The sequence below is a fragment of the Caldisericia bacterium genome (genome assembly GCA_021158845.1).
Classification (GTDB): Bacteria; Caldisericota; Caldisericia; order B22-G15; family B22-G15; genus B22-G15.
Genome location: JAGGSY010000027.1, coordinates 1 through 11587, shown reverse-complemented (window position 1 = coordinate 11587; position 11587 = coordinate 1). Strand labels below are relative to the sequence as shown.

Sequence of the window (11587 nt, the reverse complement as noted above, 5' to 3'; positions counted from 1 at the left end):
GTATAGAAAAAGGAAAGAGGAGATTGAAAAAGAAGAAAAGCTATTAGATAAAATAAAATTCTTGCCCATTTTTACAAAGACGGGAAAAAGGATAGAGATATCTGCGAACATAGGAAGACCAGAAGAGGCAGACATGGCTATAAAGAGTGGAGCAGAGGGGATAGGTTTGTTTAGAACAGAGTTCCTTTTTTTAGATAGAAGAGAACCTCCATCTGAAGAGGAACAATTTAAAGCCTATAAGTCTGTTATTGAGAAGTTTAAAGACAAACCTGTTATTATAAGGACACTTGATATAGGGGGAGATAAACAGATTCCGTATCTTAATTTGGAGAAAGAGTTAAATCCTTTTCTTGGTGTAAGGGCAATAAGGCTGTGTCTCAAAAGAAAGGATTTATTTAAAACTCAACTTAAGGCTATATTAAGGGCAGGAGTTTTTGGGAATGTGAAGATAATGTATCCCATGATTGCTGTAAAAGATGAGATTGTGGAGGCAAATAATATACTTGAGGAAGTTAAGAAAGAATTAAAGAAAGAGGGTAAAGAATTTAAGGAAAATATAGAAGTGGGAATAATGATTGAAATACCATCTGCAGCTTTAATGGCTGATGAACTTATAAAGTATGTTGATTTCTTTAGCATAGGAACAAACGATCTAATTCAATATACATTTGCTGCTGATAGGACAAATGAGAATGTTTCCTATCTTTACAGACCCTTAAGTGATGCTATTTTGAATCTTATCAAGATGACTATAGATGCCTCACACAAATATGGTAAATGGACAGGTGTATGTGGAGAAATGGCAGGGGATACAAAAGCAATCCCTGAACTCATAAAACTGGGAATTGATGAGTTAAGTATGACACCTCAAAAAATTCCGAAAGCCAAGTTTACGATAATGAATCTAAATTATTAGTCTTCGTCGCCTGTTATCTTTTTTACTGCTATTTTTATGACTGACTTTGCAATATCCCTATACATTTTGAATCTCCATCTTCTCCCCTTTTGTTTGCCCACTTTCTCTTCCTTCATCAGTTGGGTAACCCCCTCAAGGATAACATATTTTACCTTTATCCTGTTACTCCAGAAATACTCTGTTAATACAATTTCAAATCCATATTTTACATTTGGATCATAGGAGAAATTTTCCCACACCTCTCTCTTTAGTGCCCTTTGACCTGAAAGGAAGGGAGTTATTTTATGTGAGAAATCTGTTAAGAATCTTCCCTTCTCAAAGATTCCGCATGTGGTTACAACTTCCCCCTCAATTATAGGTCTTATAAGTTCTGTAATATGATTCTGTTTAAGACCAATTAGGTCTCCATCCAGGAAAACAATTATATCACCTTTACTTGCCTTTACTCCTTCGTAATATGCCCATCCTTTCCCCTTGTTCTCTTTAAAATTTATTACCTTAGCTCCACTTTTCTTTGCAATAATTGGTGTTCTATCAGTGGATGCATCGTTAACCACAATTACTTCATCAACAAAAGGATTGTTTTTTGCAATTTTCACAACTCCCCCTATTGTTCTCTCCTCATTAAAGGCAGGAATTATAACGCTAACTTTCATATATCTCTCTCCTTAGAAACTCCTCTATCTCTTCAGGCTTTATTTTAAAAACTTCTCCATCCCTTCTCCTTTTAACCTCTATTAAACCATCCTTTAGATACCCCTTTCCAAATATGAGTTTATAGGGAAAACCAATTAAATCAGCATCTTTAAACTTCTCTCCAGGCGAAAGGGGTCTATCCTCATAAACGACTTCAAAATGAGATTCAAGGAGTTTCTCATAAATCTTCTTTGAATCCACAAGGATTTTCTCATCCTCTTTTAATGGAATAACAATAACATGGTATGGTGCAATCTCATTTGTCCATACAATTCCCTTATCGTCATGATACTGCTCAATGGTTGCAGCAATTATCCTTGCCATTCCAATTCCATAGCATCCCATTATGAATGGCTTTAGTTCTCCCTCCTTTGTTTGGAAGTATGCCTTCATACTTTCTGAATATTTTGTTCCAAGCTGGAATGTATGTCCCAATTCAATCCCAACCTTCTTCTTAAGAGGAGAACCACAGACTGGACAGGGATCTCCATCTCTCACCTCCCTTATATCAACAATTTCATCTGATTCAAAATCCCTTCCAAAGGAGACACCCTTATAGTGATAATCTTTTTTGTTTGAACCTGAAACTCCACCCTTTACACCCTCAACTCTCATGTCTGCTATTATTCTTCCTTTAAATCCAATGGGACCTGTAAATCCAAGTGGACCACCTGTATATCTCTCTATCTCCTCTTCTGTGGCAAGTCTAATCTCTTTAGCCTTAAGATAGTTTTTGAGTTTAACCTCATTTATCTCATCATCCCCTCTAACTACGGCAAGAACTGGTTCTCCATCAACGATGTAAAGTATGGATTTAAGAAGTTTATAAGGAGGAACTTTAAGGAAACTACTAACCTCTTCTACTTTTTTCATCCCTGGTGTATGGACAAGTTCAAGTGGTTCGTCCTTTTCATCTTCTGGTTTTACAAGTTTACTCTTTGCTGCCTCTATATTTGCTGCGTATCCACAATTTTCACACACAACAAATTCACATTCTCCTATTTCACTTTCAGCGACAAACTCATGGGAAACCTTCCCACCTATTGCCCCAGAATCAGCTTCAACAGGGATATATTTTAATTTGAATCTATCAAATATTCTTTTGTATGCGTTAAATATCTCTTTATAGGATTCTGAAAGAGACTCCCAAGAATCATGAAATGAGTAAAGATCCTTCATGAGGAACTCTCTACTTCTCATAACTCCAAATCTTGGTCTTATCTCATCCCTAAACTTGGTTTGAATCTGGTATAAAAGTATAGGTAGGTTCTTATAGGATTTTATCGTGTTTTTTACAATCAATGTTATTATTTCTTCATGGGTTGGACCAAGACAGAAGTCCCTTCCCTTCCTATCTTTTAATTTGAAGAGTTCATCTCCATAAACATCCCACCTACCTGTTTCATCCCATGGTTCCCTTGGAAGGAGTGCTGGCATCAAAAGTTCCTGGGCACCAATTCTGTTCATCTCCTCTCTAACTATATTCACCACCTTGTTTAAAACTCTAAAACCAAGAGGTAAGAATACATAAATTCCAGAACTAATCTGCCTTATAAGTCCAGCTCTAAGCATCAATTTATGACTTATGCTTTCAGCATCGCTTGGATCTTCTCTCAATGTTGGAACAAACATTTTAGATAGAAGCATCCTTCACCTCACTTTCTATAAGTTTTTTTAATTCATCAACTGCATTCTCCTCATCAACAAATTTTATCTTCACTCCCTTTTTAAATAGAAGTATCTTTCCTCTTGTTAAAGCAATTCCATAGTCTGCCTGTCCTGCCTCTCCCAGAGCATTAACTTCACATCCCATAACTGCAACTTTAATTGGTATCTTCAAGTTTCCAATTTCTTCTCTCACCCTTTCAAGAATTTTATCAAAATCTTTATTACATCTTCCACACTTTGGACAGGCAATTATCTCAACCCTTTCCCTCTTTCTTAATCCAAGATTCTCAAGGATGAGTCTCCCCACTCTAACCTCATCACTTGATGAACCTGTGAGGGATACCCTTATTGTATCTCCAATTCCTTCCATTAAAAGATATCCAATGGCTATACTGGATTTAATCAATCCCTCCTCTCCACCCCCTGTTGCTGTAACTCCAAGATGAATTGGGTATGGAAAGAGCTCTTTCATCTTCCTGTATGTTTCTATGGTTAACATTACATCTGGTGACTTTGCAGAAAGGACTATGTCTTTAAAAGAAAGTTTTTCAAGTATAGAAACCTCCCTTTTTAAAGATTCAATGAGATCATCTGAGTTTACTTTCCCTTTCTTTCCCTCATACACAATTGAACCAGAGTTTACACCAACCCTTATGGGAATTTTCATCTCCTTCGCCTTATTTACAATTCTCTCTATATCTCTTTCGTTTCTTATATTTGATGGATTAAGTCTTATCTTCTTTACTCCAGCATCCATTGAGAGTATTGCAAGCTCAGGGTTAAAATGTATATCGGCAATTATCGGAACAGGACTTCTTTTAACTATTTCTCTTAAAGCGTCTATGCTTTTTCTATCAGGGACAGCAACCCTTACAAGGGAGGCACCCTCTTCAACCATATCCTCTATCTCTTCAAGGACTTTATCTACATCATTTGTATCACTTTTTGCCATTCCCTGAAGAATAATCTCCTCTCCCCCTATAACTACATCTCCAACATAAACTTTCCTTTTCATTTAAAGAATCTTAGTATGTCAAAGAAGGTTATGACAAACATCAAACCTATGAGGATGACATAACCTATAAAGTGAACAAGGTTTTCCTTTTCAGGTGGAACCCTTCTCTTTGTTATTGCCTCGTATATAATGAACATAAGTCTTCCACCATCAAGGGCTGGAATTGGAAGAAGGTTTGTAATTCCAAGGGCAAGACTTATTACCCCACTGAACCAAATAAAAGCTACACCACCTGCCTGTCTTCCAACATCTGCTGTAAATTTAACTATACCAACAGGACCAGCAATTCCAGAAATGTTTCCCCTCACTATCATCCTCAAGGATAGAACTACAAGGGTTAAGACTCGCCATATCTCTTTAAGTGCAAGCCAGAACGCCTCAAAGATACTTACCCTTTCAAAATCACTCACAATCCCTATTATCCACCTTCCATCCTCTGATTTCACAGGTTTCACATTGAAGGAAAGAATCTTTCCATCTCTTTCAACTTTAATTGTAATCTCCTCCCCATTGCTTCCACCTATCTCCCTTATCACATCCTCCCATGATTTAATCTCAACTCCATTTATCTCAACAATCTTGTCTCCCTTCCTTATACCTGCCTCATACGCAGGTAAACCTTTTGTTACATCCTTTATTCTTGTTGATAGATGAGATATATCTCCAAAAACAGAGTATACAAGAAAGAATATAAGGATAGCAATGATTATATTCATAACAGGACCTGCAAGTATAGTAAAGAGTCTCTTTGAGACAGGCTGAGCATAGAAACTATCTGGATCTTCGCTTTCTCCCTCCTCTCCCTTTATCTTCACATAGGCGAGGAAGGGTATGAGTCTTATGCTATACTGGGTCTCCTCCTTTTTGTAAGATAATATCTTTGGTCCAAAACCAAGTGAGAATTCCTCAACAGCAATACCACTTCTCTTTGCTGCAAGGAAGTGTCCATACTCATGAGCTATAGCCATAAAAGATAATGCCACTATGGCAAGTACTATATACAATTTTTCACCTCTCTCTCTATAATTTCTCTTACTTCAGATTTAACGTCCTCTATAATTTTAATGGATAACTCTCTTTTTTTCACGTTGTTGTATACCTTCTCAAGCAATCTTGGTATGTCAATAAAACCTATTTTTTCTTCAAGAAACAGATTTACAAGTATTTCATCTGCAAAAACAATGGAAAGAGGGACTGTTCCTCCCTTCTTTCCAGCCTCAACGATTATTTCAAAACATGGATAATCCTTTTTGTTGAAAGGGTAAAATGAGAGATTTTTATGAAAGTTGAAACGAGGGAACCTATTTCTCCTCCTCTCTGGATATGTGAGAGCATACTCAATTGGATACCTCATATCTGGATAGGATAGGAGAGCAAAGATTTCTCCATCTATCATTTCAACCATTGAGTGGATTATACTTTCTCTGTGAATTATGGCATCTATTTTTTCAAATGGAAAATCAAAGAACAGGTGCGTTTCCACAACCTCCATTCCCTTGTTGAACATAGTTGCAGAGTCTATAGTTATCTTCTTTCCCATTTTCCATGTTGGGTGTTTCAATGCATCTTCTGGTTTTGCATTCTTTAGTTCTTCAAAACTTTTACCAAAAAGTGCTCCACCAGATGCAGTTAGTATTATTCTCTCAACTTCCTCCCTTTTCTTTCCCTCAAGGAGTTGAAATATTGCGGAGTGTTCTGAATCAATTGGGATGAGAGTCTTATTTCTCTTCTTTAATTCCTTTACTATAAGTTCTCCTCCACCGACAAAGGATTCCTTACTTGATATGAATACTTCCTTTTCATTTCTTATGGATAGAACAATCCATTCTATATCATTTACTCCTCCGGAGGAAAAGAACATTGTATCTATTCTTTTATCTGAGATAATCTCTTTGATTCCTTCATCAAAAGGTAATATTTTTGCTCCTTTTATTCCATTAAGGATTTTCAATCTTTCTTTATCTCTAATTAAGATGTATTCTGGTTTAAACTCCTCCCAGATCTTAATAAGTTTCTCCACATTTTTTCTTGCAGATACACCAACAAGCTTGTATTTATCCTTTAGATTCCTCAGGACATCAATAGTTTGAGTTCCAATTGATCCAGTTGCTCCTACAATAAATATATTTCTCATAATAGGTAAAACAACACAGGTATTGTAAATATAAGACTATCAATCCTATCCATTATACCACCATGACCCATGATTATTTTCCCTGAATCCTTTACATTAAATCTCCTCTTTATAAGGGATTCAAATATATCTCCGAGGAAGGAGAGGATTACTATAACTAAGGAAAATACAAATGATTTGTATAGAGGAAAGAGGTTGAACAGAAGAGAGGAAATAAATAGAAAGATGGATACTACAATGAAACTTCCAACAAGTCCCTCATAACTTTTACCAGGAGAGATATTTGGGACAATTCTTCTCTTTCCAAATTTCTTACCCAAAAAATATGCTGAAATATCATCAATCCATATGGATAGAAGGATTATTAGTGATATTAAAAATCCTTTCTCCTCTCTAATCATGTAGAAGAAAGACAGGGGAATGGATGTTATGGTTATGAAAATAAAGGGATAGAGGATGTGTTTTTCCATGTCATTTTTGTCTTTCCTCTCTATCAGGAATACAATAAATACATAAAGAAGTATGAAACTTATTGCAACTTCCTTTCTTATGAAGAATGGTATAAGAAGAGAGGGAAAATAAAGAAAATTTTTTATCCCCGAAATATCCAAGAGTTCAAACAGAGATATTGTTGATAGAAGTAAAAGAAAAACAAGGAAGTAGTATTTTCCAAGATAGAGGAAAACAAGGAAGGGAATACCAAAATATAAAGCTCCTATAATTCTTTTCTTTGTTTCAGATAGCGCCAAATCTTCTCTTCCTCCTTTCATACTCCTTAAGAGCTTTCTCAAACTCTTTCTCATCAAAATCAGGCCACAACACTTCTGTAAAGTATAACTCTGTGTAAGCAAGCTGATACAGGAAAAAGTTGGATATTCTCTTCTCCCCTGATGTTCTAATCAAAAGATCTGGATCAGAAAATGGAAATGTAAGGAGATACTTCTTGAAACTCTCCTCATCTATTTTACTTTTCTTTTCTTTGATGATTCTATTAACAGCTTGAACTATATCGTATCTTCCACCATAATTTAGAGCAATAAGAAGATTCATTTTGTCGTTGTCTTTGGAGAGTTCTTCTGCTCTATCCATTCTTTCAAGGACAAAATCTGGTATCCCCTCTCTCTTTGATAAAAATTTTATTCTTACCCCCTTCTCTATCAATTCATCAAACTCTCTATCTATCGTTTCTTTAAAGAGATTCATAAGGAACATCACCTCATCCTTTGGCCTTTTCCAGTTTTCTGTTGAAAAGGAAAAAAGAGAAAGCGTTTTTATTCCAATTTCATGCGAAAATTTAACTGTTCTCTTTACAGCTTTTACTCCCTCTCTATGGCCAAAAACCCTTGGGAGGCCACGCTTTGTTGCCCATCTTCCATTTCCATCCATTATTATTGCAACATGTTCTGGTAATTTATACTTCTCTTTCAACTATTGCTCCCTCCGGACACTCTTTTATACATATTCCGCAGTATATACACCTATTTAAATTTATCTTAAACCCATCTTCTCTTTCGACTATCGCCTCAACTGGGCAATCCTTCAGGCATTCCCTACATTTATTACATTTGCCCTTTAGTATTTCTATAATGTACACCCTTTATCCCAGAATATCCTTTTCCTTTGCCTTCTCGTGCTTTGATAAAATTTCATTGTACTTATCTGTTAACTTCTGAATTTCCTCTTGATATCTATGACTTTCATCTTCAGAGATTTTTTTATCCTTCTCTGCCTTCCTTATCTCCTCTATTGCATCTCTTCTTATATTTCTTATGGATATTCTCCTCTCTTCAGTGAGCTTCTTTACAAGTTTCACAAGTTCCTGCCTTCTCTCTTCAGATAGAGGTGGGAAGAAGATTTTTATTATGTTTCCTTCAAGTTGAGGATTCAATCCGAGATTTGCCTGTTGTATTGCCTTTTCCACATCCTTAATAACATTTTTATCCCATGGTTCTACAATGACAGTTTGGGGGTTTACAACATTTATACTTGCAACCTGATTTAAAGGAACATGCTGGCCATAGTATTCAACCTTGATTTCTTCAAGGATTACAGGATTTGCCTTGCCAAGCCTTATTTTACTAAATTCCTCAAGAAGGTTTTTCTCCACCTTCTTCATTCTTCTCTCTGTTTCTCTTATAAGCTCCTTCATTTTTAACCTCCCTTTATAATTGTTCCTTCTCTTTCAAACACAGCTTTATAAATTGAATCTGGTTTTTTAATGTTAAACACAATAACTGGAATTTTACTATCCCTTGATAGGGAGATCGCAGTGGGGTCAAGTGCTCTTAAATTTTTTGCAAGAAACTCTGTAAATGTTATCTCTTTTAATAGTTTTGCCTCTTTGTGTTTATGAGGATCCTCTGAATACACACCATCAACATTTGTTGCCTTAAGAATTACATCTGCTCCAATCTCTGCTGCCCTTAAGGCAGCTGCCGTATCTGTTGTAAAGAAGGGATTTCCTGTCCCTGCTGCAAATATCACAATTCTTCCCTTTTCAAGATGTCTTACAGCTTTTCTTCTTATGTAAGGTTCGCAGACCTCCATTATATTTATTGCAGATTGAACCCTTACAATAAGCCCCATCTTCTCAAGCACTGATTGGAGTGCCAGTGCATTCATTACAGTGGCAAGCATCCCTATGTAATCAGCAGTTGATCTATCCATACCCATTTTTTCCCATTCACTGCCTCTCCATATGTTTCCTCCACCTACAACAATTGCAACCTGAACTCCTCTTTCTTTAATTCTCTTTATCTGCTTTCCAATGTATTCAAGAAACTTTAAATCTACGCCAAACTTCTTTTCTCCTAAAAGTGATTCTCCAGATATTTTAAGGAGTATCCTCTTATACGACATAGATTATTCTTCTCCAATTTGAAATCTCACAAATCTTTTCACAACTATGTTTTCTCCAAGTTTTGAGATGTACTCCTTTATAAGATCCTGAACTTTTATCTTTTCATCCCTTATATAGGGAAGTTCAAGTAGACAGTGTTTTGAATAAAAATCATTGAGTTTCCCCTCTATTATCTTCTCAATTATGTGAGGTGGTTTATTCATCTCTTTAAGTTGCTCTCTAATTATCTCCTTCTCCTTTTCAATAACCTCCTTTGGAACATCCTCTCTACTTATATATTCTGGTGCATCAAAGGCAATTTGAAGACATAGTTCATTTGCCAGTTTCTTAAAATCATCTGTCCTTGCAACAAAATCTGTTTCGCAGTTAAGTTCTATCATGACTCCGATCTTTCCCCCAAGATGGATATATGAGTGGACAATTCCTTCCTTTGCCACTCTACCCATCTTCTTTTCTGCCCTTGCGAGTCCCTTCTTCCTCAAATACTCAATAGCTTTCTCTATATCTCCACCGGTTTCCACAAGAGCTTCCTTGCAATGGGAAACTCCTGCTCCTGTTTTTTCCCTTAATTCTTTAATTAGATCCATACTAATCTTCATTCTTCTCCTCCTTTATCTCTTCTTTATTGTCTTCTTCAGATGCTTCACCCTCTTCTTTCCCCTCCTCCATGAATTCCTTTATCTCTTCTTCACTTGTAAGGAACATCTCTTCTACCTTCTCCTCGGGTTTCTTTTCCTCTTCTATAATCTTTCCCTCTCTTCCCTCTATCACTGCATCTGCAATGGCGCCTGTTATAAGCCTTATAGCTCTTATTGCATCATCGTTGGAAGGGATTGGAATATCTGCATCGTCAGGATCGCAGTTTGTATCAACCATCGCTATAACTGTAACACCCTTTTTCCTTGCCTCAAGTATTGCATTTCTGTCCTTCTTTGTATCTGTTACAAATATTGCTCTTGGTATTTTTGGTATTCCTCTCAAACCTCCAAAGAATCTTAAGAGTTTTCTCTTCTCCCTCCTTAATTTCTTTGCCTCTTTAAGTGGAAGCTTATCTATATCTCCTCTCTCATCCATTCTTATTAGCTCCTCAAGTCTATCTATCCTTTTTCTAATTTCAGAAAAGTTTGTGAGAAGTCCACCAACCCATCTCTGATTAACATAGTACATGCCACATCTCTCTGCCTCTTCTTTTACGATATCCTGAGCCTGTTTCTTTGTTCCAACAAAGATAATTATTTCACCTTCTCTTACAATATTGGAGACATACTCACATGCCCTTTCAATTGCTTCAAGGGTATATCTTAAATCAAATATGTGAATCCCATTTCTCTCCATAAATATGTACTTCTTCATCTTGGGATTCCATCTCTTGGTTTGATGACCAAAATGTGCTCCTACTTCAAGGAGTTGTTTCATGGTTACCTGCATCTTTTACCTCCTTTAGGTTTTTCCTCCGTCCCTTCATCTTTTCTTCAGACTTCCACATTTGGAAGCACCATGAAGAAAATCCAGGACGTGTGGTTTCCATCTCTTTATACCATAAAAACAGGGTTAGGTCAAATTTTGTTAAGAGAGATATGAATAGATCTAAGAAGCATAAATAAATTTAATGAAAATGATTAGAAGTTATTAAGGCGTATCAATAGGATAATTATTATATAATAATTAAAAATGGGTTTTAAAAATGAAGTTTATGAAGGAAAAGGCATGGAAAACAACAATCAACTTATAACAAGAAAGAAAAAGAGAAAACGATTATCATCTCTTGATCATTTCCGTGGGCTTGCTCTGTTTTTAATGATACTTGTTAATTCCCTATCTTCCTATAGCAATGTGCCAAACTGGTTAAAACACTCTCCATGGAATGGCTATCAATTCCCTGACTTGGTAGCTCCAATGTTTCTATTTGCCATGGGTATGGCATATCGCATTTCTCTAAATGCGAGACTTTCTCGTTTTGGATTAAAGAAAACCCTCTTTCATTTTGTAAAACGCTATGTAATTTTATTTCTTTTTGGATTTGTGGGAATTTTATTAGTTAAAAGATCCTTTGATTGGGGAATATTACAGATGCTTGGTGCAGTTGGCTTGTTTAGTCTGCCAATCATGTTTTTACCCCCATTATACAGTATAGTTACTTCTCTTATTTTACTGATATTCTATCAAATCTCCATAGATACTCTTGGGTTAAGTGCCTATGTTTCTAAATTTGATATGGGTAGTCCCTTTGCTACACTTTCATGGTCTTTTATCCTTGTTTTTGCTGCTTCATTTGTAGGAATTGAAGTATTTTCTCAA

14 protein-coding genes are annotated in these 11587 nt (G+C 36.0%); 2 read left to right on the top strand and 12 right to left on the bottom strand.

All coding sequences use genetic code 11. From position 1 onward, the window contains the following. A partial coding sequence (ptsP, locus tag J7J33_01090; GenBank protein MCD6167889.1) for a phosphoenolpyruvate--protein phosphotransferase occupies positions 1-916 on the top strand: 916 nt, incomplete at its 5' end. On the opposite strand, the gene J7J33_01085 is transcribed toward ptsP, so the two are convergent. Genes J7J33_01085 through rpsB form a run of 12 tightly spaced genes read right to left on the bottom strand, consistent with a single transcriptional unit; the run spans position 913 to position 10717 of the window. Continuing rightward, on the bottom strand, positions 913-1572 hold the full coding sequence (locus tag J7J33_01085) for a glycosyltransferase family 2 protein (protein MCD6167888.1): 660 nt from the start codon (positions 1570-1572) through the stop codon (positions 913-915). The genes ptsP and J7J33_01085 overlap by 4 nt on opposite strands. Continuing rightward, entirely contained in the window at positions 1562-3259 is a 1698-nt protein-coding gene (locus J7J33_01080) for a proline--tRNA ligase (GenBank protein MCD6167887.1), read from the bottom strand. The genes J7J33_01085 and J7J33_01080 overlap by 11 nt, the downstream gene beginning before the upstream one ends. Further along, positions 3246-4295: a flavodoxin-dependent (E)-4-hydroxy-3-methylbut-2-enyl-diphosphate synthase gene (gene ispG, locus J7J33_01075; GenBank protein MCD6167886.1), complete on the bottom strand. Its 1050-nt coding sequence runs from the start codon at positions 4293-4295 to the stop codon at positions 3246-3248. The genes J7J33_01080 and ispG overlap by 14 nt, the downstream gene beginning before the upstream one ends. After that, positions 4292-5299 (bottom strand): RIP metalloprotease RseP, encoded by a 1008-nt coding sequence (gene rseP, locus J7J33_01070; protein MCD6167885.1) that lies wholly within the window; start codon positions 5297-5299, stop codon positions 4292-4294. The genes ispG and rseP overlap by 4 nt, the downstream gene beginning before the upstream one ends. Continuing rightward, complete coding sequence (locus J7J33_01065) at positions 5290-6429, bottom strand: 1-deoxy-D-xylulose-5-phosphate reductoisomerase (protein ID MCD6167884.1); 1140 nt, start codon at positions 6427-6429, stop codon at positions 5290-5292. Before J7J33_01065 ends, rseP begins: the two co-directional genes overlap by 10 nt. Continuing rightward, on the bottom strand, positions 6426-7199 hold the full coding sequence (locus J7J33_01060; GenBank protein ID MCD6167883.1) for a phosphatidate cytidylyltransferase: 774 nt from the start codon (positions 7197-7199) through the stop codon (positions 6426-6428). Before J7J33_01060 ends, J7J33_01065 begins: the two co-directional genes overlap by 4 nt. Beyond that, positions 7165-7815, bottom strand: coding sequence for a di-trans,poly-cis-decaprenylcistransferase (uppS, locus tag J7J33_01055; GenBank protein ID MCD6167882.1), 651 nt, complete (start codon positions 7813-7815; stop codon positions 7165-7167). Before uppS ends, J7J33_01060 begins: the two co-directional genes overlap by 35 nt. 25 nt (positions 7816-7840) lie before the next feature. Further along, entirely contained in the window at positions 7841-8023 is a 183-nt protein-coding gene (locus J7J33_01050) for a 4Fe-4S binding protein (GenBank protein ID MCD6167881.1), read from the bottom strand. A gap of 3 nt (positions 8024-8026) precedes the next feature. Continuing rightward, on the bottom strand, positions 8027-8578 hold the full coding sequence (frr, locus tag J7J33_01045) for a ribosome recycling factor (GenBank protein ID MCD6167880.1): 552 nt from the start codon (positions 8576-8578) through the stop codon (positions 8027-8029). A gap of 2 nt (positions 8579-8580) precedes the next feature. Next, positions 8581-9288, bottom strand: a complete 708-nt coding sequence (locus J7J33_01040; protein ID MCD6167879.1) for a UMP kinase — start codon at positions 9286-9288, stop codon at positions 8581-8583. Positions 9289-9291: 3 nt separating this feature from the next. Beyond that, complete coding sequence (gene tsf, locus J7J33_01035) at positions 9292-9888, bottom strand: translation elongation factor Ts (protein MCD6167878.1); 597 nt, start codon at positions 9886-9888, stop codon at positions 9292-9294. After that, positions 9878-10717, bottom strand: coding sequence for a 30S ribosomal protein S2 (rpsB, locus tag J7J33_01030; GenBank protein MCD6167877.1), 840 nt, complete (start codon positions 10715-10717; stop codon positions 9878-9880). Before rpsB ends, tsf begins: the two co-directional genes overlap by 11 nt. 279 nt (positions 10718-10996) lie before the next feature. Between rpsB and J7J33_01025 the strand changes: the two genes are divergently transcribed. Further along, the coding region (locus tag J7J33_01025) for a DUF1624 domain-containing protein (GenBank protein MCD6167876.1) at positions 10997-11587 on the top strand (591 nt) is incomplete at its 3' end.

Coding starts and splice junctions, on each gene's coding strand:
- J7J33_01080 (MCD6167887.1), bottom strand. CDS start 3,259: ATGCTTCTATCTAAAATGTTTGTTCCAACATTGAGAGAAGATCCAAGC.
- J7J33_01040 (MCD6167879.1), bottom strand. CDS start 9,288: ATGTCGTATAAGAGGATACTCCTTAAAATATCTGGAGAATCACTTTTA.
- frr (MCD6167880.1), bottom strand. CDS start 8,578: ATGAAGGAGCTTATAAGAGAAACAGAGAGAAGAATGAAGAAGGTGGAG.
- J7J33_01065 (MCD6167884.1), bottom strand. CDS start 6,429: ATGAGAAATATATTTATTGTAGGAGCAACTGGATCAATTGGAACTCAA.
- J7J33_01085 (MCD6167888.1), bottom strand. CDS start 1,572: ATGAAAGTTAGCGTTATAATTCCTGCCTTTAATGAGGAGAGAACAATA.
- ispG (MCD6167886.1), bottom strand. CDS start 4,295: ATGAAAAGGAAAGTTTATGTTGGAGATGTAGTTATAGGGGGAGAGGAG.
- rpsB (MCD6167877.1), bottom strand. CDS start 10,717: ATGCAGGTAACCATGAAACAACTCCTTGAAGTAGGAGCACATTTTGGT.
- uppS (MCD6167882.1), bottom strand. CDS start 7,815: ATGGATGGAAATGGAAGATGGGCAACAAAGCGTGGCCTCCCAAGGGTT.
- tsf (MCD6167878.1), bottom strand. CDS start 9,888: ATGAAGATTAGTATGGATCTAATTAAAGAATTAAGGGAAAAAACAGGA.
- J7J33_01060 (MCD6167883.1), bottom strand. CDS start 7,199: ATGAAAGGAGGAAGAGAAGATTTGGCGCTATCTGAAACAAAGAAAAGA.